The organism is Asaia sp. VD9 (genome assembly GCF_037150015.1).
GTDB lineage: Bacteria > Pseudomonadota > Alphaproteobacteria > Acetobacterales > Acetobacteraceae > Asaia.
In genome coordinates, this window is record NZ_JBBCQM010000004.1 from 181,432 (window position 1) to 206,002 (window position 24,571).

Below are 24,571 nucleotides of genomic sequence, written 5' to 3' on the forward strand. Positions count from 1 at the left end.
CCGGCCGGGGATAACGCCATCTCTGAGCAAATATCAGGCTCGTTCCTGCCGGGATGACAGGTGTCATTCGGGTTACGCCCATGAGGTTTCATGTCGCTTCCCCTCCGTCGCGCTCCTTTTCCTACCAGCATGGCCGTTCAGGCCGCTCCCGCGCCGCTCAGGGCACCGCGTCTGATTGCCGTCAACTCGGCGCTTGCACAGACACTCGGCTTCTCACCGGAATGGCTCGGATCGCCAGAGGCTGTGGCGCTTTTCAGCGGACAATGGCGCGATGAGGCTGTGCAGCCTGTGGCGCAGGCTTATGCCGGCCATCAATTCGGGCAGTTCGTGCCACAACTGGGCGACGGAAGGGCGCATCTGCTCGGGGTGGTAAGTACGGCCCAGGGCAGCACGTTCGATGTGCAACTCAAAGGCTCAGGGCCGACACCCTTTTCCCGACGCGGCGACGGGCTCGCCGCACTTGGCCCTGTACTGCGCGAATACCTCGTCAGCGAGTCCATGGCCGCTCTGGGTGTTCCGACAACGCGTGCCCTCGCCGCCGTGCTGACAGGCGAGACTGTGTGGCGTGACCGGCCCCTGCCCGGGGCCATTCTGACCCGCGTCGCCGCAAGCCATCTGCGCGTGGGCACGTTTCAATATTTTGCCGCGCGCCAGGACAGCGAGGCCCTGCGCTTTTTGTGTGATCTCGCGATTGCACGCCATTATCCGGGCGCTGCCTCAGCGGAAAACCCGGTGCGCGCACTCTTCGAAAATGTCGTCGCCGCGCAGGCTCGGCTGATCGCGCACTGGATGAGCCTAGGCTTCGTGCATGGGGTGATGAATACAGATAATATGGCCATTTCGGGAGAGACCATCGATTATGGCCCCTGCGCCTTTCTGGACGCATACCGCCATGACAAGGTGTTCAGTTCGATCGACCGGAACGGGCGCTATGCCTATGGCAATCAGCCCCGCCTGGCAGGATGGAACCTGGCTCGTCTGGCCGAGACACTTTTGCCGTTTTTTGACCCTGACGAGGAGCGCGCATTGGCCCGGGCACAGGAGGCGCTTGGCCAGTTCGGCACGCTTTATGATACGGCCTGGCTGGAGCGCATGCGACCAAAGCTGGGCCTCATGCAGAGCGAGGCTGAGGACAAGACGCTGATCGTGCGGTTTCTCGAGATCCTTGAAGAGGAAAAACTGGATTGGACGCTGAGTTTCAGACGTCTCTCACGGAACGAGCCCCTCAGCGAAAAACCTGTCTCTGACGCGCTCGGTGGCTGGCTGGCAGACTGGAAGACACGCCGCGCCCGGGAAAAGGCCCTACCAGCAGAGCAGAACCGCCTGATGGCGCAAAGCAATCCCGCAGTGATCGCCCGCAACCATCGGATCGCCGAGGCCATCGACGCCGCCGAGCATGGAGATTTCGAGGTTTTCCAGCGTCTGCTCGCGCGTCTTGTACGCCCGTTCGAGGATGACGCCGATTATGAGACACCGCCCCTCCCCGAGGAGGTGGTGCAGGCTACATTCTGCGGCACCTGAGACCTCAAGCCTACGGTCGCGAGCCTGCCTTTCGTCGTCGGTGTTGGCATCACCTGGACAAAAAAAGGGATGCCGAACTGTGGCATCCCTTTCGATTGAACTCTCCTATCGGTTTCGGATCAGAAATGAACGCCGATATTCAGCTGGAAATTCCGTCCGATGAGAGCTTCGTAGTAGCGATTGACGTCATAGATCCCGGGGTCCTTCGGCAGGGCGTTCGTGATGTTGTTGATCACGAAATTGGCCGAAAGATTCTTGGTGATGTCATAGGCCAGTGAGAGGTTGAAATAGGCAAATGACGGACGCTTGTTATCCTGATAGCGCGTGGCAGGGACCTGGACCGCATACTGCGTGGGGCCATACCAGAGTGTCTGCCATTGGGCCGAGAACGGACCATTCATATAATTCAGGTTGAGCGTGAAGTTGTCATTGGGCGCATCCGTCGTGCCCGAGAGCAGATAGGTGCTTCCCAGATAGGTGTCCTGACTCTTGAGATAATGGACGTAGTTGCCGCTCAGATCGATCTCGCCAGCGCCGGCGCCGAAGCCGAAACGGGTGAGCGGGGTGAAATAGTCCATGGTCGCCTGCAGCGCCTGGGTCTCATACTTGGCGATGTTGTAATAGCCAGCATTGAAGGTCGAAAGCTGGCCCGAAGAGTCACGGGTGAAAGTGTTGCAAAAGGCGTTCGACGGGTAGCTGCTGGAGTCATAGCAGGCATTCATCAGATCCTGCGGCCCGAGCGAGGTGATGGCGTTCTTGACCTTCACGTCGACGAAGGAGGCCTTCATGTCGAGACCACGGACGAAATGCGGACGAAACTCGAGCGATCCCGTATAGCTCTTTGACGTCTCGTTCTTCAGATTGGGATTGCCGCCAGCCGTACCCGGAATGGTGTAGAAATTGAAGTTCGAGGTAAAGGGCTGGGTGATGCCTGCCTTGGCGCAGTTTGCTGCACGAATGGCCGGATTGGGACCCGAGCCGATACCGGCATCAGAGCAGGGATCGGTGCCCGATTCATAATCGGTCGAACGCGGTGAGAAGAGTTCAGTCACGGAAGGGTTACGCACAGATTGGGCGTAATTGCCACTCAGGCCGAAATCCTCGGTCGGCCACCAGGCCCCACCAAACATGTACGTCCAGTAATTGCCGGTCATGCTGTTATTGATGAAGCGGCCATTTGCCGTCGCTGAAAGATTGTAGATGCCAGGCACATGCATGGCGGGCGACACGAAGGGAACGTCGAGTTCGCCGAACGCCTCATGGGTATGATAGGCGCCGCCCGTTGGGGGAATGGCCGTGCTGTTGCCGTATTGCTGATAGGTGCCATCGCCCTGCGGCCAGCCGCGGAAAAACGCACCCGGATCGAAGTGGTAGCCTTCGCGGCGATGCTCATACCCGAGATCCCAGCGAATGTCGCCGGCAGGCAGGCGGAAAACGGTGGAGCTCAGTTCGGCCTGAATATCGCGCTGCGTATTCTTGTTGGTCGAATGCGCGTCGGAAATAACGTAATCACGCGCACCCGGCGTCATCTGATTATAGCCGAACGGATTGAGCGGTGCGCAGGTCGCGCTGCGGGTGGCGATGGGCGCATTCTGGTAACCAGGCGCGCAGACGATATTGCCGCTGGAATCCTGCACCGCGTTCAGCGCGTTCACGAGATTGGCTGTGACGATCGAGGGCGTCCAGGTATTGTTCATGTAGCGCGTGTATTCACCACGTACCTTCCAGTCGAACTTGCGCCCGACCGCATTGAAATCACCCGCAAGCCCCCCCTGAAAGCGGTACATCTGCACCGTGGTGCGATAGAGCCCGGCGTCGAGATCCTGGTTCAGCCTGTTGAGATAAAACGTGTCGGTGGGCTGGCCATTGGCTGCCAGGGCATTCTTGATGGTCTGCTGTTCTGCGCTGGTCAGATAAGGATTGCTGGTGCTGAGCGCATAGGCACCATTGACCACATCATTGGTGTAGTAGCTGCTGCTCATGGGGCCAGCGGTATTGAGCGTCAGCGGATTGTCAAACTGGGTTGTGCTCCATGTTCCCTGACCGACCTGGCTCTCCGCGCTGCCGCGCGCATACCATCCCTGCCATGTCGCATGGATATGGCGAGTAATGTCGTAATGGCCCAACAGGGTAAGATTGAGCTTGTCATTGGGCGCAATCAGCTGGTTGTAGTCCTGAAGCGCGATGCCATTGCCACCAATACCATGCGTCGTATCGCCCTTGAGCAACGTGCCAGCAGTGAGCGGAATGAGCGACTGCCCGTTCTGACTGAACATGAGCGGCTGATTGGCTGCATTGGCTACCGCATTATTGGCTTGCCCCGCCAGAGCAGCACCTGCCGAGCCTGCATATACGGGGAGATTGCCATAATCGCCTGTGATCATGGGAATACCCGTGACCGAGTTCTGGATGAAGCGCGATCCCGCTCCGAGAACATACGTGTACGGTGCGCTCTGTCCCAGAGGTACGCGATGATAGAGCACCGCATCGCGCCCGAACACATCCGGCCTGTCATTGGCGACCATGCCGCCCTGGTTACGATATTCGACGTCGAAGACGATACCGCCCCGGTCATGATCGAAATTGCGGCCTGCCTTGAATGTCAGCTTTTCGCCAGGAGCATCGAGCTTCTGCGACCAGTTGCCCTGCGCGTTGAAATCGACACCTGTGAAATGATCATCGAGCGTGTAGTTCATCACACCCGCAACGGCATCGGCACCATAGGCCGCGCCGGCACCACCAAGACGCGTATCGATGCCCTTGATCAGCGATGTCGGAATGGTGCTGACATCCACCTGCGAGCCTGACCCTGCGCCATAGATCGAGGCAGTCGCACCGCCCGCCATGCGCATGCCATCGATGAGCGTCAGGGTACGTTCGGCGCCCAGGTTGAGCAGGCCTATAAAGGACTGACCGGCACCAAAACTCCCTTGATTGCCTATCGTCGAATTGCCGCCCTGGCTGATGGCAGGGTTTTCACGCAGCAGCGCCGTTCCCAGATCGTAATACCCGCGTCGATGGATCTGCTCGGCGGTCAGCGTCGAGCCGGCCATGACATTGGTCAGACGCGACTGTGAAAGACGTGTGCCCGTGACAATGATCATCTCTTTCTGAGGAGCAGCATCTGGCGTCGATGCGGCACTGCTGGCGAGAACGGGCTGAGGCGTATTCGTGCCCGGGGGCGTTGCCGAAGCAGGCGCATTCGCCTGGGCAGTCGTCCCGGCTGGCACGGCTTTTGACGCACGCGCTGCCGCCCCGCGCCTTGCCTTCGAGGCCTTGTGCGTCGAGACCTTCTTATGGGGCGTTGCCGTCGGTCCAGTCTGGGTCTGGGCCTGCGCCATCGTCGGGCAGGCGAAAACCGTGCAAAGCAGAGAGACCATAAGGGCGTTATGCCTCAACCCCTTAATGCGCCGCGGCAAGATCACTCCGGATGCCATTCCTGGGCCCTTTCGTCATAGCTGTCGTTATTTCAACATGTGTCATAGTAAGTCTGCTTTTCGATATCGAAACAATATAATGGGTGATTAACGAATTATCGTGATCTTTGTTGCTCAAGCGCAACATACAGTCAGGCGACGTACAATTCTGTGATGAGATTTTACGGAGCGATACCGGATGCCGGCGCCAGACTCCTCGCTTCATGCAGCGCTGCGGAAGGGCTCTATAACGGTCGTTTTTGACGAACGACGTTTCCGTCCCAACAGATGAAACGGCGCAATCGGGTGCGTTCAGACAGCCGAACCATTGTGCTGATCAGGGAAGTGAACGCCCGATCCAGGCGACGATCCACGTCACCCACGAACCGGATCAGGCCTCAGGATCAGCAAGCCGCCTAGGTGCTGCAGGGACAAGGGCCGGGCAGTGAAACCCGGCCGAGGACGTGATTCGCGCCCGAAGCGTCGTTTGACGGAAGCGGATGCGTGAGCGGGTCAGCCTGCCTCTTGCTTCATAAGGGGGGCGGGTGCGCGTCGGAATCCGATCGCCAGACGATTGAACAGGTTCATCATCCCCACGGCGACCGTCAGATCGACGATCTCCTCTTCCGTAAAGATCCCGCTGAGCCTTTGGAATTCGCCATCCGGAATACCGCTCTCGCGCACGCAGGTAACCGTCTCGGCCCAGGCGAGAGCGGCGGTTTCACGCGCGCTGAAAAATCCCTCGGCCTCACGCCAGACTTGAAGCACAGCAAGCTTACGAGAGGGCACTCTTCTGGTCAGCAGAGCCTGACTATGCAGATCGAGACAGTAGGCGCAGCCATTGATCTGGGAGATGCGCAGATAGACCAGTTCGACCAGCCCACCATCCAACCCTGACCGCGCCACATAGAGATAGACTTCCCCCAGGGTGCTCACAGCTTCCGGGGCGAGAGCTTCGTAGTCGAGACGCTGTGTCATCAGCAGGTATCTCCTTCGGTGGAACGCCAAGGCGCTTCACCTCTTCTCCCGTCATGCCGGGGCGCATGACAGGTGGAAGAACGCAGATTCCGACAGGACCAAGATTCTTGGTATACTCCGATATCGGTTTCATGGGCCTGTCATCACGCGTCCGGTGGATTGATGACACAAGCCCCTTTTCGAGAACCGCACGGTGCCCGGCGATGCAGATCCTCCATATCGATTGCAGCCCCAGACAGGATGGGCAGAGCAGGCGCATCTCTGCGGAGATCGTTGCGCGGATCTGCACGCTGATTCCTGAGGCGACCATCGTCAAACGTGACATCAGTGCGCTCTCCCCGCCGGATGCATCTTACGCTGCCTTGCTCGCGAGACCTGCCGACGCGAGCGACGAGGGAACCGAAGGGTCGACGGAACTGTCGGATATCCTGATCCACGAAGTCGAGGCTGCGTCCGTCATGGTGTTGGGAGCGCCCGTGCATAATTTCACGGTACCGGCCGCTCTCAAATCCTGGCTCGATCATGTGGTGCGGCTGAACCGCACATTCGCCTTGGGCGCCAATGGAAAACAGGGGCTCGTTGCCGATCGGCCCGTTCTGATCGGTGTCGCAGCGGGCGGATTCATTCTGGGCGAAGAGGCGCAACAGCCGGATTTCTTTACCCCGTATCTTCGGGCGGTTCTCGGATGTATCGGGTTGTTCAATGTGCATTTCATCCCGGTACAAGGGACTGCCTTCCACGATAGCAAAGCCTGCCAGTCCGCTCTCGATCAGGCTCTCCTGGCGCTCGACCCAGTTCTCCTGACCACGATTTCTCCTATCGGGACAGGCACCTCGTCAGGGCCTGACGCCCGAGCGCGCATGGCCCATCTGTCCCGGTCGCACATATGAAAGACTCACGACCGCCCTTCGCAAGCCTTTCGCTCGACAGGGACAATCCGCGTAGCCTGAGCGAGCAGATCGCGAAGCATATCGAAGGCGCCATTCTTTCAGGCACGCTTCCTGAAGGCGCGCGCCTTCCTTCCTGGCGTGACCTTGCGACGCAGCTTGGGGTCGCACGCGGCACAGTGCGTACCGCTTATGACCGGCTTATCGATCGCCATCTGCTGCGGGCCGCCGGGGCTGCAGGGACGCGGGTGGCTGAGCCCCCCAAAGTGCCTGACGCTTCTGTCAGAGGGGAGATTTCCGTATCCGACGATTATGGCGCGCTGGCCCTGTTCCGGCAGAGAAACGAGCAGCCGCTTGCTTTTCAGATGGGTATCCCGGCGCAGGATGCCTTTCCCGCCACACTCTGGGCGCGGCTGCACCGCCACGGCGTCCAGATATCGGCACTGCATGCCGGGGTGATGGACCCACGCGGCCTGCCGGAGTTACGGGCGGCTCTGGCATCGCATCTCGCCCTTGCGCGCGGGCTGAGCTGCACGCCCGATCAGATCCTGATCACCACGGGATTTCGCAGCGGGCTCGCTATGGTGCTTCGCGCCATCGATAGTCCCGGAAGACAGGCCTGGGTGGAAGACCCGGGCTTTCCCGTTACGCGCATGGCATTGGAAAGCGCCGGGGTACATCCTGTTCCGATCAGGGTGGACCCTGAGGGGCTCGATGTCGCGCAGGGGCGTTTCATGGCGCCCTCGGCATCTTTCGCCCTCGTGACACCGGGACAGCAGGCCCCCATGGGAGTTTCCCTCAGCCCCGCACGGCGCAAAGCCCTGCTGGACTGGGCGAGAGAGAGCCATGGATGGATCATCGAGGATGATTATCTGGCCGAATTGCATCTCGAGGGACGTGCGCCGCCCGCTCTCGCCTCAGGCGAGGGTGCGGATCGCGTGATCCATATCGGCACTTTCAGCAAAACACTTGCCCCCATGATAGGGCTGGGTTTTGTCGTAGCGCCCCCGGGCCTCGTGAAACGCCTGACCGAGATGGCCTGGTGGCTCGCCACCCCCCCCAATAATGCCGTGCAGATTGCCCTGACACGTTTTATGCGCGAAGGACATTATTTCCGGCATCTCCGCAGGTCGCGCCAGATCTATGCCGAACGCCGATCACTGCTATGCGACACGCTGCAACGATGCGGTGCTCCCGCGGCTCAGAGCGCAGGCCTGTCCGTCATGGTCCCCCTGCCCTCGGGGTTTGACGATGCCCGCTTTGCCCTGCAGGCACGTGCGGCGTCGCTGGGTGTCTCCCCTCTCTCGGCGTGGTTCGCCAAGGGATCGCGAGCGCGATCGGGCGTCATTCTGGGCATCGCGAATAGCCGCCCCGAGCGGGTCGAGGGCGACTGCCGCCAGCTCCTCGCCCTGATGCGCTCCGCCCTCTAGCGCCGGGCTTCCGGCATTCTGCGCTGATCGACGCAGTGCCTTCATTCCTCTCCCCTTTTGACGCTACGGAGCAATTCCATGCCCGGTTTTCACCATGGCCTTGCAGCCATCGCCCTGCTTGCCTTGTGGTCACTCCCCTCATCCTCCCGGGCCGAGACGGCACCTGCGCCCGACCCGGCAGGCTTCATTGCGGAAGACCCCGCACTTGCGCAGAGGGTCGGCCGCCCCGCCCCCGCCATGCGCTGGCAGACACTGGATGGACAGACGCTCGACATGGCGGCGCTCACCCGCAAGGGCCCCGTCTATCTCAAACTCTGGGCGACCTATTGCATTCCCTGCCGTGCCCAGATGCCGGGCTTCGAGGCGCTTTATCAGCGCTACAAATCCCGTATGAGCGTTGTTGCGGTCGATATCGGCTTTGGCGAGAACCGCGAAAAAATCGCCGCTTTCGTGCGCAAGACCGGACTGACCATGCCGGTCGTGATGGATGACGGGAAACTGAGCGACTGGCTTCAGATCCGCGCGACGCCGCTGCACGTGCTGATTGATCGTAACGGGCGCCTCGCCTATCTCGGCCATCAGGATGGCCCGGCGCTCAGCGCAGCCCTGGAACGCGTCCTGGCCACGCCTCGGACGACGAACGACCTTCATTTTGCGGATGTTACCCAAACGGCAAGCCTGGCCGTCGGGGCAAAGCTACCGGCGATGAGCCTCACGGATACGCAGGGCGCCAGCGCTTCCCTCCGCCCGGAAGGATCGACGCGGGCTCAGATCCTGCTGTTCACCGCACCCTGGTGCGAGAGCTACCTCGCGACTATGGATCCACCGACCGCGCGCCACTGCGCCCGCGCAAGAGAGCTTGCTCAAAAGCTCATGCCCCATTCCGGGATCGACTGGACGGTCATCGGTGCCCGACTCTGGACCGAACAGGGAGATATGGTGGGGTTCGGCACGCTGTTCGGCCCAGGATTCCGGGTATTGCTGGACAGCGACAATCTTGCCTTTACACGCTTTGGTGTGCGTCAGATCCCGGCAATTGCCCTGATCACCAAGGACGGACATCTGGCGAAGATACTCGATGGCACGCGGGCCGATCTGGCTGCACAGATCGAGGATTTCGAGCGTGTTACGCGCTAAACCGGACATCTCCCCCGCATTGACTGGCTTACAACCTTCGGATGCGTGCAGATCCTGCGCGCATACTCTGTTCCTCCGATCTGCCTGCCTATGGCCGTGAACATACGCGCCCTCATCGAACCCTTACTGCTCGGACTCAGACGGGCAATCCAGGGCCGCCCCTTGATTTCACGCCATCCCAGTCGAGGCCGAAGCGGGCGAGATATTTGCGCAAGCGATCGGCATCGTTACGGCTTGCGCGCTGCGTGCGCGAGACCGCAAACAAGGCGCGGCCTGCATCGGAGAGACTGGCCGACAGACGGCAAACACGCACTACCGCGGCAAGCTGAACGCTATCGAAAACATCGATCTCTGCGGGATCAGGCAGGATCTCTGCCAGCAACGCCCGGTCATCGGGCCGAGCCGGGCTGGTTGTGTCAGCCTCGCAGTTTCGCCATCGCTCGGTCAGTTCCCCGATCTCGTCCTCGATCATGGGGAGTGTGATTCTTCCGCGATCCGCCAGGGTACATAGCCTGAGCACCGATTGCGTGAGATCGCGGAAATTTCCCGCCCAGCAGGCCTCGGCAGAGCGCGCAAAACGCAGATACCGTGCACGGGCACCCGGGGCGAAACCGGTTTTGGCACCCAGTCGTCGCTCAGCGACATCCAGCGCATGATCGAATTCCATTTCGAGATCTGTCAGGCGCTCCCGCAGAGGAGGAAGGCGCAGGATCCATTGGAAAAGCGTTTCCAGCCCTGCGCCATCTCGGGCAGTGGCAATCAGGCGGATCTGTATATCGAGATCTGTCTCCCCGCCAACCGGACGGTACTGCCCGCACTCCACGGCGCGGAAGAGATTGTCGCGCAAGGCCGGGGGGACGTGCTCCATCCCCTCGATAAGCAATGTGCCGCGATGCGCCTGCGCCAGTAATCCAGCCCGTTCAGCTCCTGCGGCGCTGCCGAGGCCGCGCTTCTGACCCATCAGCATCGCGGCCCCATCCGGTGTCGCAAGGGCTATGCCGCTGACGCGCACCAGTTTCCCGCGCAGCTGCCGGCGCTGAAGTCGCAGTTCATGGACGCGCGCGCCAAGTGTGCTCCTGCCGCTCCCGGCTTCACCTGTGATCAGGATGGGCGCGTCCGAGCGCAGGGCGATCTGCTCGAGCCGATCGATAAGGCGCTCGATCACCGGATCGGTGCCGCCGATACCACCCCGAAGCAATGTCGAGTGCTGGACAGAAGCCAGATCGAAGCGCTGCTGGATCGCATCATATTGCGCAAGATCGAGATCGATGACGTTAAGGCGCCCGTTCGGCCCGGTGCCGGGTCGCTCCGGCTCCATCTGGATCAGCCGGGCCGGAACGTAGCGGCTCTCCGTCAACAGGTACCAGCAGATCTGGGCGACATGGGTGCCAGTGGTCAGGTGAACGAAATAACGCTCACGGTCCTCATCGAACCCATAGGCCTGCGCGAAGTCGTAGAGCTTGGCATAGACCTCCTCGAGGTCCCATGCATTGTCGAAATCGAGCGGAGTGAGACGCACCTCTGTGTCCGGCGAGAGCGCGGCAATGCCACGCGCGACATGATGGGCCAGAGCCTCGGCATAACCGGGATGAAGCAGCTCGAAGCGATCGACCGGAAGGGAGTCGTGGCCGCACAGCTTGATACTGGGCTGCCATGAACCGACTCCGCGCATCCGATCGATTTTGGTACCAAGCAGACCGATGACAACGTTTCTCATGATCTGATCATTTCAGATAAATCACGATACGAAAAGATCGTTTCGAGAAAATCCGCAAGTTGAAAACTCGGAATAAATCATAGAAATCAATTTCTTAAAAGGATTCCAGGATTTCCTATCGGCAAAACCTTTCCCGCTTCATGCTCAGACCAGAAGCATCAATCGAAGAGAAAGGACATGAACATGACCGCGCCCATGGAGATCGACGGGAAGGTTCTTATTGGCTGGGGCCATATGCCCGGCCCTGGCTTTGGAGCCGTGCTCGACAGGGCGCGCGCACTCGCAGCGCAGGGCGACGACGAGGCCGCCATTCGCGCTGCGGTGCCCCCTCCGCCGCTGCCCGAGAAGCTCTCCTTGCAGGAAGCGGCTACCATTCCGCTACATATCTCGCTCGACGCGGACACACAGGACGAGGCGGAGAACCGTGAGCGCGTGATCGACACGATGCGTACCCTTGTACGTACCCCGACCGTGGTTGCAGCAGCGATCATGCCGGATGCCTGCCCGGCGGGACCGCTCGGCACAATCCCCGTCGGCGGCATTGTGAGCACGCGCAATGCGATTCATCCTGGCATGCATTCGCCCGATATCTGCTGCTCGGTCATGATGACGGATCTTGGGCCGGTAGATCCGGGCACCGTGCTCGATGCGGCTGCGGGCATCACCCATTTCGGCGCAGGCGGGCGCGATCAGGGGCGGCGCTTCACCTTGTCACTCGATCTGCTCGATGCATTTCGCGCCAATCCGTTTCTGGGTCATCAGAAGATGCTGCATACGGCGCAGGCCCATATGGGCACGCAGGGCGATGGCAATCACTTCCTGTTCGTCGGTCGGTCTCGCGCGACAGGTCATACCGCTCTTGTGACGCATCATGGATCACGCGGGCCAGGGGCTCAGCTCTATCGCGCCGGAGTGGAGGTGGCAGAACGCTGGAGGCGACGTCTCTCACCCGAGACGCTGCGCCAGAACGCCTGGATTCCGGCCGATAGTGATGAGGGGCGCGATTACTGGCAGGCGCTGCAGATCATCCGTCGCTGGACCAAGGCGAACCACAATGCCATTCATCAGGCGGTAACGGAGATCCTGTGCCTCACCCCGGTGGAGCGTTTCTGGAATGAGCATAATTTCGTTTTCGAGCGCGACGGTCTGTACCATCATGGCAAAGGCGCTACCCCCGCCTGGGGAAGCTATGCCGATGACGCGACGGGCAAGGTGCTGATCCCGCTGAACATGGCCGAGCCAGTTCTAGTCGCGCGGGGACGCGATGCCGCTCATGCGCTGGGCTTTGCGCCCCATGGTGCAGGGCGCAACATGTCACGTACCGAGCATCGTCGGCGCATGGGCGATGCCACTCCCGAGGCCCTGCTCGCTGCCGAGACACCCGGACTTGATATCCGGTTCTCGGGCGGCAGGATCGATGTGTCGGAACTCCCGTCGAGCTACAAGCGGGCGTCGAGCGTCGTGGAGCAGATCGGGCGATACGGCCTTGCCGATATCGAGGATTATATCGACCCTGTTGGCTGCATCATGGCGGGGGACATGCCTCCACCCTGGATGAGCGGGCATCGCTCGGGCCGCAGAAGTTAGAAAAGTCCGGGGTCTGTCGCTACCGGCATGCTGTGTGATGGCGACAGATACGCCCGATGGCGGGTTGTGCCGATGTCGTTTCCTGCGATCGTCAAGCAGGATCGGCTGCGTCGACAGAGCGCGGGCGTGTCATGACAGGCCGAGACGCCTGCGCAGCTTGCGTATCTCGCGTCCGGCCTCGATCACCAGGCCATGAGGCGAGAGTTCAGTGCGCTTGATATCGAACAGTGTGACCTCTCCCACGGCAGAAAGTGTGTGCATGCCCTCATTGTAGGGGGCATAGGTCGCGGTAATGGGCAAAGCCGCGCCCGCGCGAGTCTTGATACGCTTTGTCGTGAGCTCATCGAACCAGAGCGGCCGGATCGCCCCGCCATAGGTCCGGGCGCAATCCTGCACGGGAAGCATGAGCCGCCCATCGATCATCACGGGGGTTCCCCCCGCTCGGGCGCTTGAGGGGTCGATGCGGACAGGATTCTGGTGATGACGCGTCCAGGGCCCATGCAGGGTTCGGGCATAGGCTACATGCAGGCGGCTCGGCGCCTTCTTGGCGGCTTCCACCGGCGTGTAGATCAGCCACCAGAGACCCTCCTGAAAATGCAGGGTCGCATCGACCGCAATCTCGCCTCCGAGGTCGATCGTCGCTTCCGGGACCCAGCGATCCGGAAAGCGTTCGGCACGATAGAGGGTCTGCGTGCCGGAGCGGTGCGCTTCAGGGAGCATCCAATAACTCCCTTCGGCCTCGATAACCTGCGGATAGGACAGATGCCATGGCTCACGCAGGACGACCTCGTTCCGGAGCAGTGTGTAAGCCCGGTCATAGACAAAGACTTCTATGGCGCCGATGCGATCACGATAATCATAGATCTCGAGAAAGATGTGCAGCTTGTCGTCATGCCACACGCCGAACGGGTCAGCGCGGAACTGAAAGGCGCGAGGCATGTCAGGCAGGAAATGGCAGGGAATTCGGGACCAGTCGGACGTCTCGATCAGCGTGGCGAGCGGGGCTTCGAGAATGCCCGTCCGCCAGATATCCTTGCGCAACCCCATGATCATTCCTCCTTGGGCCAATATCGGGGGTGGTTAACACCCCCGCCCGGTTTACGGAATGGCCCAAAGCCGGATGTCATACCTTGGCCGCGATGAGGTCAGCGAGGGAGCGGCGCAAGAGAGTATCCGCCTAGCGCAAATCGATACGGATACGGCCCTTGGGGCTGGACGTGTCGGTTCTGGCCTCGATCTGCACCTGATTGATGGGGGCTCCCGCGGCCACGATCTGATCAGCCACTGCCTGGCCGTCCTGCTGGGTCAAGGCCTCGATCGATTTGACCTGTGCGACCGGACTTCCAGCCTCCGGAGACAGCACATTGACGACGAAAACGATGGTCGGCCTGCGCGACAGGGCCAGTTTCGTGCTGCGTTCGACGGCGGGAGCCCATTCCTCTTTCGGGGTGCCTGCCACGATCTGCAGGAACGGTGCCGGTGGCGGCTTGGAGGGCGGCGGCGGTGGAATATAGGGCTTGGGGGGCTTGCCCGCATTAGCGTTGAACAGGCGCTGGTCGGGTGGCGTACAGGCGGTCAATACGCCTGAAAACAGGCAAATGGCGATGCCTGCCAAAGCGCGAAATTTCAGAAAACCACAATTGGAAGCATTCGTCATCGTCATGACCTAGAGAACTTGCAGGAAGACCGGACACAAGCAAGAGAGCGGGAACAGAAAGACCAGTTTTCACGAAAATATCGATAAGATTCTTGGTAGCCCCCTCTCGTCTCGTCTTCCAAGGGTGCTATGGTTTCGCCTCTTATAACGAAACCGCCTACTGGCCGGGAGACTACAATGGCTGTGAAAATCGCGATCAACGGTTTTGGACGTATCGGACGTCTGGTGCTGCGTGGTATCATTGAAAGCGGACGTACGGATGTCGTGCCTGTCGCCATCAATGACCTCGGCTCGGTGGAAGAAAACGCCCATCTGCTGGCCTATGACAGCGTGCATGGCCGCTTCCCCGGTACCATTCGCGTCGACGGCAACAACCTGATCATCGAAGCCAATGGTCGCACCTATGGTCCGATCCGCGTTTCCGCCGAGCGCGATCCCACCAAGGTTCCGTTCCAGGGTGTTGACGTGGCCATGGAATGTACGGGCCTGTTCACCACCAAGGAGAAGGCTTCCGCCCTCATCACGGCTGGCGCTCGCAAGGTCCTGATTTCCGCTCCGGGCACCGATGTCGATGCCACCATCGTCTATGGCGTGAACAATGCCATGCTGACGAAGGACATGACGGTCATCTCCAACGCATCCTGCACGACCAACTGTCTGGCTCCTGTCGCCAAGGTGCTGGATGAGGCCTTCGGCATCGAATGCGGCTACATGGTGACCATCCACTCCTATACGGGTGACCAGCGCACGGTGGACACGCATCATCGCGACCCGCGCCGCGCTCGTGCCGCCGCGCTGAACATGATCCCGACCTCGACGGGGGCAGCTAAGGCCATCGGTCTGGTTCTGCCGCACCTCAAGGGCCGTCTGGATGGCACCTCGATCCGCGTTCCCACGCCGAATGTCTCCGTCGTCTCGCTCGATTTCATTCCGAGCCGCGCTCCGGCATCGGTTCAGGCCATCAACGACGCCCTGCGCGCCGCTGCCGAGGGCCCGCTGAAGGGGGTGCTCGACTATAATGATGCCCCGCTGGTGAGCAGCGACTTCAATCACTCCTATGCTTCCTCGACCTTCGATTCCACCCAGACGGCGCTGATCGATGGCGGCAAGATGGTGCGCATCTGCTCCTGGTACGACAATGAGTGGGGCTTCTCGAACCGCATGTCCGACACGGCAGCGCTTTTCGGCACCCTCTAAAAACCAAGAAAAACGGGAGTATAGCGCATGGCCAGTTTCCACACGCTCGATGACCTGTCTCCTGAGGGAAAGCGCGTTCTTCTGCGCGCCGACCTCAACGTGCCGGTGCGTGAAGGCGCCATCACGGACACGACGCGTATCGACCGCGTCATTCCGACCATCTGCGAGCTGGCCGACAAGGGCGCGCGCGTCATCATTCTGAGCCATTTCGACCGTCCCAAAGGTCAGGTCGTGCCCAGCATGTCGCTTGCTCCCGTGGCCGAAATGCTGGAATCCAAGATCCAGCACAAGGTGCATTTCGTGTCCGACTGCGTTGGACCGAAGGCGGAAGAAGCCGTTGCAAAGCTCAAGGATGGCGAAGTTTGCGTTCTCGAAAACACCCGTTTCCATGCGGGTGAGGAAAAGAACGACCCGGCTTTCACCGACATGCTCGCCCGTCTGGGCGACGTCTATGTGAATGACGCCTTCTCGGCCGCACATCGTGCCCATGCCTCGACCGAGGGTCTGGCCCATCATCTGCCGGCCTATGCCGGACGCCTGATGGAAGCGGAGCTGAACGCACTGACTGCAGCGCTCGAACTGCCGGAACGCCCGGTGGGGGCCCTGATTGGTGGCGCCAAGATCTCGACCAAGCTCGATCTGATCGGGAACGTGCTGGGCAAGGTCGATGTGCTGTTCATTGGCGGCGCAATGGCCAATACCTTCCTTGCGGCGCAGGGCGTTTCTGTCGGCAAGTCGCTTCAGGAAGCCGACATGCACGAGACGGCGCGCAAGATCATGGCGCAGGCCCAGGACGGCCAGTGCGAGATCATTCTGCCGGTCGATGCCGTGATCGCACGCGAATTCCGTGAAGGAGCCCCTTCGGAAGTGTGCGACATCAATGCGGTACCGGCGGATGCCATGATCCTCGATGCCGGTCCGAAAACCGTCGCGCTGATCAATGCGAAGCTCGAAGCCCTGAAGACCCTGGTCTGGAACGGCCCACTTGGCGCGTTCGAGATCAAGCCTTTCGACGCGGCAACCGTCTCGGTGGCTCAAAAGGCCGCCGCGCTGACAAAGGCTGGCCAGCTCAAGACCATTGCCGGTGGCGGTGACACGGTATCGGCCCTGCGCCATGCCGATGCAGCCGACAAGATGAGCTATGTATCGACAGCTGGCGGTGCCTTCCTTGAATGGCTCGAGGGCAAGCTCCTCCCGGGAATTGCGGTGCTGACCGACGCAGCACATAATGCCTTCCCGATCTGAGTATCCTGCCCGGACCGGTTGCATCACGTTTGATGTCGACGTGATACAATCGGTCCATTCCTGTTGCATCCGCTTTTCCTGCCTGATTACAGTATTCGTCGCTGGCCATCACACCGGCCCCCGGTAAATCGATACTGTCATCCGCAAGAAGGAACGCGTCGGTGCGTCTCTATCCTGTTCTGTTGCTCGGCCTGGTTGCCTGTGCCTTGCCTAGGCCTGTCTGGGCGGACGATACCGTGTCGCAGCCAGCGCCGTCTGCCTCTCATCACAGCATTCATCGGTCGGTCTCTGGGGCCGGGCTTGGCACTGTCTCCTCGTTCTCCCTCGACCCGGTCACGACCACCGAGCCACTGATCCGGCAGGCTTCCCTGACGGTAAAGGCGCCCATTACGTCAGCGGCCAATGGTTTCAGCGAAGCCCCTCTCCCCGATGAGGACATGGATGCGCCGAAGGAACACGGCGGCAATGACGACGCTACGCTGAAGGCCGATTTTTTCCAGCGCAACCATCATCAGGTAGGTGATGCGCTTTCTGGCGGGGCCGCTGCCAATGACCAGAGACGGGGCCATGGCTCGATGGCCGCCGGTGTAGCGGTTGCCATCCCGCTCAACTGAAGCATGCGGATCGGCCTTCCTTCAGCTTTCGAGTTCGGCTGGCGAGAGCCCTCTCAGACGATCCATCTCACGCACGAGATCGGGCAGCGAGCCCGCCTCCATCTTGCGCATGATTTGCGCGCGGCGCACTTTTACCGTGATCTCACTGACACCCAGTATTCCCGCCGTCTGTTTATTGAGCAGCCCCGTCACCACGAGACGGGCGACCTGCTTTTCACCCGCATTCAGGCTGCGCCAGCGTCCCAGAAGCGCCTCGCCTTCCGCCCTCTCTCGCCGTGATGCCTCATTGATTGCCAGGCCGCGCTGGATGGCATCAAGCAGATCAAGATCGCGAAACGGCTTGGTGAGGAATTCGATCGCCCCGTTCTTCATGGCCTCGACCCCCATGGCAATATCGCCATGGCCGGTGATGAAGACCACCGGATAATCCAGACCGAGCCCGGCCATGCGCCTGTGAAAATCCATGCCGGACAGGCCCGGCATCCGGATATCGAGGATCAGGCACGCAGAGCAGTTCTCTTTCGGCGCAACAATGAAGCTCTCCGCATCGGCGAAGCAGCGAACTTTTTGCCCAACCGCGCTCAACAGATCATCAAGTGCCTGACGGATCGAGGCATCGTCATCGACCACGTAGACGATCGTTTCTCCGGTAAGCCCATTTCGAGCATCCATCACGATTCCTCCTCGCGTGCCGCAGGGATACTGAAGCAGAACGCTGCCCCTTCACGACGATCCTGAGCCAGCCAGATCCTGCCCTTGTTGGCTTCGATCAGTGTGCGGCTGATCGCGAGGCCAATACCTGTCCCTTCCTGCTTCGTGCTCCAAAAGGGCTCAAAAAGGTGATCCGTGAGGGTGGGGGCGATCCCGGAACCGTCGTCGCTCACCCGGCACAGGCAGGAATCATCCTCCTCCCATAGGGCGATCTCTATATGGCCGCCACCCGTACCCTGGACCGCGATTGCTTCGATCGCGTTGAGCAGGAGATTGCTCACAACCTGCTGAATCTGAACCGGATCTCCCCAGGCAGACAGAGTGCCTGCCTTGCAGCGGATACGTGCCGCGATGTCGTGGCGCTCAAGACGATGCTGAGCCATGGCCACCACATCCATCACAGCATCGACCAGGTTGAAACGCCGACATTCGGTCACCTTGCCACGTGTCAGATCCTTCATGCGTGTCAGGATATCAGCGGCGCGCGTCGTGTCGCGTATGATACGCTCGAGCGCGGCATTCGCGCGGTCGACATTGGGCGGTGTTGCGGAGAGCCAGCGCTGACACGCCTGCCCGCTAGTGGCGATGGCTGCGAGGGGCTGGTTAAGTTCATGCACGATGGACGAGGTCAGACCACTGACCATCTGCGCATGAGCGATGCGTGTCAGCTGGGACTGCCCCTGCAGGGCCAGTTCCTTGGCATGCTGGAGCCGGATGGCAAGCCAGGCGGTGATGACGATCGCCGCCGAACTGATCAGCAGATTGATCAATCCGGTGGCCGCGTTGCCATGCAGGGTGAAGGCGAAACTCACCCCGGTCAGGCCAAGACACAGGCAGCCAAGCCAGATCAGACTTCCGGGCCGAAAAGAGAAGGCGGCACCCAACAGCACCACCGTATAGAGTACCGGTATCGCGATCTCGTAATGGGTGATCGTATCGGCAGCAAAAATGGCGGCCATGGCCAGGCCGAGCAGGATGGGACGGGTCGCACTGGCAACGGGTCGTGCACCATGCCCCCCCTTCCCGGAGCCAGAGCCAGAGCCCGAGCCGAGTGAACCGGGATAACGTGGCTCGGGACCCTGCCGTTTTCCCTGCCGGGCCATGCGGGCGACCATGCGGGCGGTCTCGGGCCTGCCGCTCCCTCTTCTCATGATCAGAACCTCGTACCCAGGCTGAAAACGAGTTGTCTCGGCGCCGAGCGCTGCATGGTCTGATAATCTCCGGAGAACGGGGCGCCGTCCACATTGAGGTTGCCGATCATCTTGCTGTTGAGCAGATTATAGACATCAAGACGCATGTCGAGCGGTGGCCAGCCTGCATGGCCAGGGCGTTTCCACGCAATATAGGCCGTAGTGTTCCAGTAATTCGGCCCCATGATGTCGTTGGTGTACGAAAAAGGACGGTCAAGATACACGACGCTCGTCGCACCGGCCTCGACCTGTCCGACATGCACAAAGGCCGAGCTTTGCAGAGACAGCGCCGGGTAACCCGGCTGGGCCTTTCCCCTGATCGGGAAGATCTCACCTCCGGCGACCAGATCGCCACCGTAACGGAAGCGACTGACCGAAAGTGACTGGCTGAGTGTCAGATACGGTCCCAGAGGCAGGCTGGCCGCGACATCTCCCCCCCAGATATGCGATGCCCGCACGATCCCGACGGTATTGACCGGGCTATGCAACGTGCCGATCGACGCGGAAACAAGCCGGTTCTCGACAAGCGAGAAGTACCCGTCCCATGACAATCTGAAGCGCCCCTCTTTTCGGTGTCCGCCGATCGTGACTGTCATGTCCTTTTCGGGGGCGATACGCGACAGGGCCTCATCGAAACTTGCCTGATCCGAAGCGGACCAGATCGAGGCGGAGTAGCCGATATTGCCGCGAGGCGACATGCGGTAGCCGCTCTGGGTCTGGGCGGCATCAATGAACAAATCCTGACGGGGCGACAGTGTCCAGAGCAGGGAGAGATGCGGCAGGAAGCCGTTTTGCGAGCGCAGATTCCCGCGGGGGGCGCCATCAGCCCCAACACCGCCCCCCGAGGAATGCACATCTATTGCCTTGAACCCCAACCCCAGGAGCAGGGAGGGCGTGAGCTTCCAGTCGTCATGCAAGAAGATCTGGCGCGAAGATGTGTGCCAATGGGAGAGATTTTGTGTCTGAAAAGCGGGTCCGTAGCGATCAAACGGTCCGATAGCCCTGAGTGGTGCCCCAGTCCCCAGGAGCGGTTCGTTATACCAGGACTGATCGGCCATCGAGCGCGATGTCTCCTGCCAGAGTCCTGCAGAAAGAAGATGATGGCCGATCCGGTAGTCGAGGGTAAGGCTGCCGCCGAAGCGCCGGACCGCAGAATGCCAGACCTGCTCTGAAAACGGGGCGCCAGTTTCGGAAGGGGTTGTCGGGTCTGAAACACTGGCGTCGGTATAAGTGCTCGCCCCGTAGAAAAGCGCCTTGCCGTGAAGGCGGCTCCCGATCCTGAAGCGATGAGCCAGTGACCCTATGAAATCCTGCGAGACCTGTCCGCTGTCATACGGGGTCAGGGCCGCACGCTCCGCACAGCTATAGGGACCGCATTGCGCCTCGGCATTTTCGGGACGCGCCATGTCGTAAGCCGCCCCATAATTCGGATAGGTGAAATCTGCGCCGCGCCAGCCTAGCTTGTCCAGCATATCGTGAGACACGTTGTTATAGCCCCAGACCTGCGCTTGCGAGGCCGAGAAAAAGGCGGTCAGATCGCCCCAGGCGACATCCTGCACCGCCTTGATATTGCCACGCAGCATGTTCTGCGAGCCCTGCCCCTGATATTTATCCTTGCTGATGCGCTGGAAACCGGCGAGCACACGCGGTCCCGACGTGCCAAGCGTACCGGATTGCCCTATGAACGTCGTGACAAGGGTGTTGTTGCTGCCTACGGCCTGATTGACGGCAAGGCTGCGCGTTTCCGCAGGCGCCATGAGCGCGTAGCGAATTTCGCCGCCATTATTGCTGCTCGAATAGGTACTCTCACGTGAGGTGCCAGGCGACACGACAATGGAACCGATTGTATCGGGGACGCTGATATTGAGCACATTTGTTCCGCTCAGCGTACCGAAACTCGAATCATTCAGCGGAATGCCCTCAAAGAGAATGCCGAGTTCGTTCATATGAAACCCGCGCAGGAACAGGCTCGCATCGGACTCATCGAGACCGTAGGAATCCGAGGCCGTATAGGAAACACCGGGCGTCTGGGCGAGGAGTGCGAGTGGATTGGAACCACTCAGCGTATTGCGCCAGTCGGCCGGGGTCAGCACGGTCATATTGGGCTGGACTGCGCGATGGGCATCTCTGGCGACCCTGATGGTCTCGGTCTGGGACGCAGCAGTTTTTCCCGAAATCTGACGGTCCCCTCCTTTCGCCCGGCTGACAGTTCGGCCGTTTTTCCGATCTGCGGATCTGGCCGCGTTTCCGGCATGATTTTTCCCCTCAGAAGTGGCTTTTGCCGTCGCGATACGCTCCGCGGCCAGCGCAGCTTCACAGGGCAGGAGGAGCGGTAGCATCAGGCCTGCCATGCAGGCCGCCTGACGCGCGAAAATGGTCTGATTCCCACAGGAAAAGGCGATTTTCCGGAGATGCTTATCATGGCTCATGTCGAGATCTTCCCTGTTCGGGGATTCCCTAATGACAATACGCTTCTGTTCAAATGCCCTCTTTGGTATGATCTCTCTATACCAAAGTATAGGTCTGGTATCCCAGGCAATACTTACTGGAGGTTACGACGGACGATACTTTATCCCCATCAGAATCCAGCGACGAGATTGAAGTCGCAGAACACACCTCGACTTCCTCGGCTGGCAGCCCGCCGGAGCCTCCAGCCAGCATCGACGCTCACATTCAGATGACGGTTGATCTTGCTGCTCAGCGCGGTGCCAAGGCTCGATAATGTCACGACACGCGGCCCTATCCCCGCAGGGTGAACCTGGGAATTATCGCCCCAGTCCCAGAAGGCACCCAACGTGTTCTTGTCATCAAGCGCATTCAGCCCGATCCATTTACCCAGAGAAAAGCCAGGTGTGTCGATTTCCTCGCTCGCCATCAGACCGCGACTGCCAAAGGAGGTATTCACGTAATACCCGCGCACGGTACCCATGCCGCCAATCATGAGTTGCTCACTGTAGAGCAGATTATGCGTGGCGCCCTGCCAGCCGAATTTCGTATTGGCCGTGAGGCCGAAAGGCAGAGAAAGGGCGCGTTTCAGGAGCAGCCGGTCATAGACGTAATTCGGCTTGGCGTTAGGAAAAATGGTCTCGTACCATCCCCTTTTGTTATAGGCGGAGATACCCGGCGGGCCATAGACAATCTGATTATTGATTTCGGTCTTGCCCCAAGGGTCCTGCACGGAGCCGATAAAGCCGAGAACGAACTGATTGGTCTCGGCATTGGCCAGAATGAGGGGCACGGCGGCGCTGAACTGGTCTGAAATCGTGGATTTCCAGTCGAACCCCGCTTGAACCGTGCCATCCACACCAAACCGCGCCCCAAGGGCCAGATGGGGCAGCATGTGCAGCCAGCGTAACGAGGCCTGCCCCGAAATACCCTTATTGCTCAAAGGCTGGTCGGCCACCGGATAAGAGACCGAATAATTGCCGAAAACCAGCAGGGCATCACGGGATGTAAGGGGAATTTCCCAACTTGCGTTATGACCGGTGAACCGCCCTGATACGCTGCGCTGCAATTGATAGGTCAGTGTCTGGCCAAGGTGGAATGCGTCTCCCCAGGAGACGCCCAAATCCCAGTTCAGCCGCCCCAAAGTAGGGTCGAGCTGGTTGTCATAAGCACCATACACGTAAAGCGGCAGGCGATCGGCCACGCGCAGATCAACATCGGTCACGCCGGGTTTGGTGCCTGGCCGATACACCATATCGACAGTGCGAAACGGGTTGGTGTTGAGCCAGCGCAGATCCGTCTGCAATGCATCGAGCGTCGGCAACTGACCGCTGGAGAGACCGCTTTGCTGGCGGATGATACGGTCAGAGAACCACTGATTGCCGATCACGCGCAGGGCGCCGATGCGATATTCCAGCACGTCGAGACGCAGGACGCCCGCATGAACGCGTTGGGGGGGTACACTGACCGTCACGAATGCATGGGCTTTTTCGCGATAATACCCGACGACAATATCCACCAGTTCCTGCATCTGACCGAAGCTGAGGGAATGCCCGATGAAGGGCATGATCCGCTTGGAGAACGCAGCGGTTTCAAGCAAGGGTAGATTGACGGTAGTGAGCGCTCCGTCTCGCTCCTGTTGCGCGCTCATCCCCATCGGGGCGATAACCAGCGCCCGTAAAAATGGTAAAGCCGGACGGGAGGAGCTAAGCGCCTGGGGAACGAGCGCCGGTTTTCGGGGGGCGGATGAGGAGAGTTCTGGCAAGGCAGAGGCGGCCCCACCCGGCCTGAGTATCGAACGCGCTGCGCTTTCATGCGGCAGGAGAAACGCCCCGGCGACCAGAATGATCAGGCCCGCTAAAGTGCGAAGGCGCCTCATGGCTGCTCGCCTGCGGGTATGGCGGGCACAGCCTGCCGCTCAGAGGCATTTGTTGTCAGTTGTGGCGCCGCCTTTGCGGCCTGATCGGAGCTGAGCATCACGTCGCCACCAGGCAGAGGCGTGGCACGATCCACCTGTTGGACACCCTCGCGATTACCGGCCAGAGCAAAGGCATTCCCCCCCGCCGAGGCGAGAGACGCTGCGGCGTCTGCGATCATAGCCTGCTTATCCGCACCGCTTATACGGCAGGGATGGGGCAGCACATAGACGCCAGAGGGGCCGAAAGACGCGTTCATCGTTGCATAATCCCGCATGTCCCCTGATGCGGGCGGTACGTTCGGTGGAGCGATTCGAGGGGGCTGTTTCGTCACCCCGATCATGACCGCCTCGCTCTTCCCTGCGCCTATCCCCGCACCATGAGAGCCGAGCAATGCTGGCTCGGCGGGTGCTCCGCCCGCTACGAACTGACCCGAAGCCACGGAAACGGGAGACGGGCATCCCCCCGCCACGGCCTTTCCGTCAGGACCGCTGACCACACCCTGAGGCGAAACCCGGTAGGTGATGCCGCCGAGAGAAACCTCGTTTTTCACCGGTGAAGGGCGATTACCCACCACGCTATCCAGTGTTGCATTGGCCGAAGCCGAGGCGCGCGCGCCAGGAGCAAACCCACCCGCCGATTGTGCGCCCTCAGTACGCTGCGCCATGCAGGGGATGCTGAGGAATATCGGAGCAAGCAGCGTGAGAACGGCTATGCTCTCCGGACGAAACACAGGGAGGCGAAGACGGCGCAACAGACAATCCGCAAGCAAGGGAAGACGAGATACGGGCTTATATCACCAAACCGTGATAGCGGCGGGTCGTTCCCTACCCGCCTCGAGGTGGAAGCTGTTGTGTTGCAAGGGGATCACGCGCCTGGATCCTGAGGTCTGTCCAAGGCGTGCCCTCAGAGGCGAAGCCTCA

18 protein-coding genes are annotated in these 24,571 nt (G+C 60.5%); 8 read left to right on the forward strand and 10 right to left on the reverse strand.

Translation table 11 applies throughout. The features are described from left to right. The first annotated feature begins 90 nt into the window (after nucleotides 1-90). The gene (locus WFJ47_RS07175) at nucleotides 91-1,521 is read left to right on the forward strand and encodes a protein adenylyltransferase SelO family protein (protein ID WP_336761921.1); all 1,431 of its coding nucleotides are present in this window, start codon (nucleotides 91-93) and stop codon (nucleotides 1,519-1,521) included. Between the two features lie 119 nt (nucleotides 1,522-1,640). Here WFJ47_RS07175 and WFJ47_RS07180 read toward each other — a convergent pair whose 3' ends face one another. Next, entirely contained in the window at nucleotides 1,641-4,940 is a 3,300-nt protein-coding gene (locus WFJ47_RS07180; protein ID WP_336761923.1) for a TonB-dependent receptor domain-containing protein, read from the reverse strand. Nucleotides 4,941-5,450: 510 nt separating this feature from the next. Beyond that, nucleotides 5,451-5,915, reverse strand: a complete 465-nt coding sequence (locus tag WFJ47_RS07185; protein ID WP_336761925.1) for a carboxymuconolactone decarboxylase family protein — start codon at nucleotides 5,913-5,915, stop codon at nucleotides 5,451-5,453. Between the two features lie 203 nt (nucleotides 5,916-6,118). Here WFJ47_RS07185 and WFJ47_RS07190 point away from each other — a divergent pair, with 203 nt between their 5' ends. The 3 genes from WFJ47_RS07190 to WFJ47_RS07200 all read left to right on the forward strand — a co-directional run bounded on the left by WFJ47_RS07190 (nucleotide 6,119) and on the right by WFJ47_RS07200 (nucleotide 9,369). Further along, entirely contained in the window at nucleotides 6,119-6,805 is a 687-nt protein-coding gene (locus WFJ47_RS07190) for an NAD(P)H-dependent oxidoreductase (protein WP_336761926.1), read from the forward strand. After that, nucleotides 6,802-8,232 (forward strand): PLP-dependent aminotransferase family protein, encoded by a 1,431-nt coding sequence (locus WFJ47_RS07195; RefSeq protein WP_336761928.1) that lies wholly within the window; start codon nucleotides 6,802-6,804, stop codon nucleotides 8,230-8,232. The genes WFJ47_RS07190 and WFJ47_RS07195 overlap by 4 nt, the downstream gene beginning before the upstream one ends. 78 nt (nucleotides 8,233-8,310) lie before the next feature. Continuing rightward, nucleotides 8,311-9,369, forward strand: a complete 1,059-nt coding sequence (locus WFJ47_RS07200) for a redoxin domain-containing protein (protein WP_336761930.1) — start codon at nucleotides 8,311-8,313, stop codon at nucleotides 9,367-9,369. Nucleotides 9,370-9,505: 136 nt separating this feature from the next. On the opposite strand, the gene WFJ47_RS07205 is transcribed toward WFJ47_RS07200, so the two are convergent. Beyond that, on the reverse strand, nucleotides 9,506-11,086 hold the full coding sequence (locus tag WFJ47_RS07205; protein WP_336761931.1) for an RNA repair transcriptional activator RtcR family protein: 1,581 nt from the start codon (nucleotides 11,084-11,086) through the stop codon (nucleotides 9,506-9,508). 177 nt (nucleotides 11,087-11,263) lie between these two features. Between WFJ47_RS07205 and WFJ47_RS07210 the strand changes: the two genes are divergently transcribed. After that, the gene (locus WFJ47_RS07210; protein WP_336761933.1) at nucleotides 11,264-12,673 is read left to right on the forward strand and encodes an RtcB family protein; all 1,410 of its coding nucleotides are present in this window, start codon (nucleotides 11,264-11,266) and stop codon (nucleotides 12,671-12,673) included. Nucleotides 12,674-12,802: 129 nt separating this feature from the next. Here WFJ47_RS07210 and WFJ47_RS07215 read toward each other — a convergent pair whose 3' ends face one another. Both WFJ47_RS07215 and WFJ47_RS07220 read right to left on the reverse strand, forming a co-directional pair. Continuing rightward, nucleotides 12,803-13,720 carry a formyl transferase gene (locus WFJ47_RS07215; protein WP_336761934.1) on the reverse strand — a complete coding sequence of 306 codons (918 nt, stop codon included), beginning with the start codon at nucleotides 13,718-13,720 and terminating at the stop codon, nucleotides 12,803-12,805. 130 nt (nucleotides 13,721-13,850) lie between these two features. Continuing rightward, entirely contained in the window at nucleotides 13,851-14,336 is a 486-nt protein-coding gene (locus WFJ47_RS07220; protein ID WP_127101730.1) for a hypothetical protein, read from the reverse strand. Between the two features lie 171 nt (nucleotides 14,337-14,507). Here WFJ47_RS07220 and gap point away from each other — a divergent pair, with 171 nt between their 5' ends. The 3 genes from gap (at nucleotide 14,508) to WFJ47_RS07235 (ending at nucleotide 17,386) form a co-directional block, all read left to right on the forward strand. Further along, nucleotides 14,508-15,527 (forward strand): type I glyceraldehyde-3-phosphate dehydrogenase, encoded by a 1,020-nt coding sequence (gene gap, locus WFJ47_RS07225; RefSeq protein ID WP_127101728.1) that lies wholly within the window; start codon nucleotides 14,508-14,510, stop codon nucleotides 15,525-15,527. A 27-nt stretch (nucleotides 15,528-15,554) separates the two neighbouring features. Then, nucleotides 15,555-16,772 carry a phosphoglycerate kinase gene (locus tag WFJ47_RS07230; RefSeq protein WP_127101726.1) on the forward strand — a complete coding sequence of 406 codons (1,218 nt, stop codon included), beginning with the start codon at nucleotides 15,555-15,557 and terminating at the stop codon, nucleotides 16,770-16,772. A gap of 161 nt (nucleotides 16,773-16,933) precedes the next feature. Next, a complete protein-coding gene (locus WFJ47_RS07235) occupies nucleotides 16,934-17,386 on the forward strand; it encodes a hypothetical protein (RefSeq protein WP_336761937.1) in 453 nt (150 codons plus the stop codon). Between the two features lie 21 nt (nucleotides 17,387-17,407). On the opposite strand, the gene WFJ47_RS07240 is transcribed toward WFJ47_RS07235, so the two are convergent. From WFJ47_RS07240 to WFJ47_RS07260, 5 genes are all read right to left on the reverse strand, one after another. Continuing rightward, entirely contained in the window at nucleotides 17,408-18,058 is a 651-nt protein-coding gene (locus tag WFJ47_RS07240; RefSeq protein WP_336762082.1) for a response regulator, read from the reverse strand. Then, nucleotides 18,058-19,248, reverse strand: a complete 1,191-nt coding sequence (locus tag WFJ47_RS07245; protein WP_336761938.1) for a HAMP domain-containing sensor histidine kinase — start codon at nucleotides 19,246-19,248, stop codon at nucleotides 18,058-18,060. Before WFJ47_RS07245 ends, WFJ47_RS07240 begins: the two co-directional genes overlap by 1 nt. Nucleotides 19,249-19,250: 2 nt before the next feature. Further along, the gene (locus tag WFJ47_RS07250; RefSeq protein WP_336761939.1) at nucleotides 19,251-21,716 is read right to left on the reverse strand and encodes a TonB-dependent receptor plug domain-containing protein; all 2,466 of its coding nucleotides are present in this window, start codon (nucleotides 21,714-21,716) and stop codon (nucleotides 19,251-19,253) included. A gap of 149 nt (nucleotides 21,717-21,865) precedes the next feature. Beyond that, the gene (locus WFJ47_RS07255) at nucleotides 21,866-23,611 is read right to left on the reverse strand and encodes a ShlB/FhaC/HecB family hemolysin secretion/activation protein (protein WP_336761941.1); all 1,746 of its coding nucleotides are present in this window, start codon (nucleotides 23,609-23,611) and stop codon (nucleotides 21,866-21,868) included. Continuing rightward, on the reverse strand, nucleotides 23,608-24,315 hold the full coding sequence (locus WFJ47_RS07260; protein ID WP_336761943.1) for a hypothetical protein: 708 nt from the start codon (nucleotides 24,313-24,315) through the stop codon (nucleotides 23,608-23,610). Before WFJ47_RS07260 ends, WFJ47_RS07255 begins: the two co-directional genes overlap by 4 nt. Nucleotides 24,316-24,571: the final 256 nt, after the last annotated feature.

Coding starts and splice junctions, on each gene's coding strand:
- WFJ47_RS07175 (WP_336761921.1), top strand. CDS start 91: ATGTCGCTTCCCCTCCGTCGCGCTCCTTTTCCTACCAGCATGGCCGTT.
- WFJ47_RS07185 (WP_336761925.1), bottom strand. CDS start 5,915: ATGACACAGCGTCTCGACTACGAAGCTCTCGCCCCGGAAGCTGTGAGC.
- WFJ47_RS07190 (WP_336761926.1), top strand. CDS start 6,119: ATGCAGATCCTCCATATCGATTGCAGCCCCAGACAGGATGGGCAGAGC.
- WFJ47_RS07195 (WP_336761928.1), top strand. CDS start 6,802: ATGAAAGACTCACGACCGCCCTTCGCAAGCCTTTCGCTCGACAGGGAC.
- WFJ47_RS07200 (WP_336761930.1), top strand. CDS start 8,311: ATGCCCGGTTTTCACCATGGCCTTGCAGCCATCGCCCTGCTTGCCTTG.
- WFJ47_RS07205 (WP_336761931.1), bottom strand. CDS start 11,086: ATGAGAAACGTTGTCATCGGTCTGCTTGGTACCAAAATCGATCGGATG.
- WFJ47_RS07210 (WP_336761933.1), top strand. CDS start 11,264: ATGAACATGACCGCGCCCATGGAGATCGACGGGAAGGTTCTTATTGGC.
- WFJ47_RS07215 (WP_336761934.1), bottom strand. CDS start 13,720: ATGGGGTTGCGCAAGGATATCTGGCGGACGGGCATTCTCGAAGCCCCG.
- WFJ47_RS07220 (WP_127101730.1), bottom strand. CDS start 14,336: ATGACGATGACGAATGCTTCCAATTGTGGTTTTCTGAAATTTCGCGCT.
- gap (WP_127101728.1), top strand. CDS start 14,508: ATGGCTGTGAAAATCGCGATCAACGGTTTTGGACGTATCGGACGTCTG.
- WFJ47_RS07230 (WP_127101726.1), top strand. CDS start 15,555: ATGGCCAGTTTCCACACGCTCGATGACCTGTCTCCTGAGGGAAAGCGC.
- WFJ47_RS07240 (WP_336762082.1), bottom strand. CDS start 18,058: ATGGATGCTCGAAATGGGCTTACCGGAGAAACGATCGTCTACGTGGTC.
- WFJ47_RS07245 (WP_336761938.1), bottom strand. CDS start 19,248: ATGAGAAGAGGGAGCGGCAGGCCCGAGACCGCCCGCATGGTCGCCCGC.
- WFJ47_RS07250 (WP_336761939.1), bottom strand. CDS start 21,716: ATGAGCCATGATAAGCATCTCCGGAAAATCGCCTTTTCCTGTGGGAAT.
- WFJ47_RS07255 (WP_336761941.1), bottom strand. CDS start 23,611: ATGAGGCGCCTTCGCACTTTAGCGGGCCTGATCATTCTGGTCGCCGGG.
- WFJ47_RS07260 (WP_336761943.1), bottom strand. CDS start 24,315: ATGGCGCAGCGTACTGAGGGCGCACAATCGGCGGGTGGGTTTGCTCCT.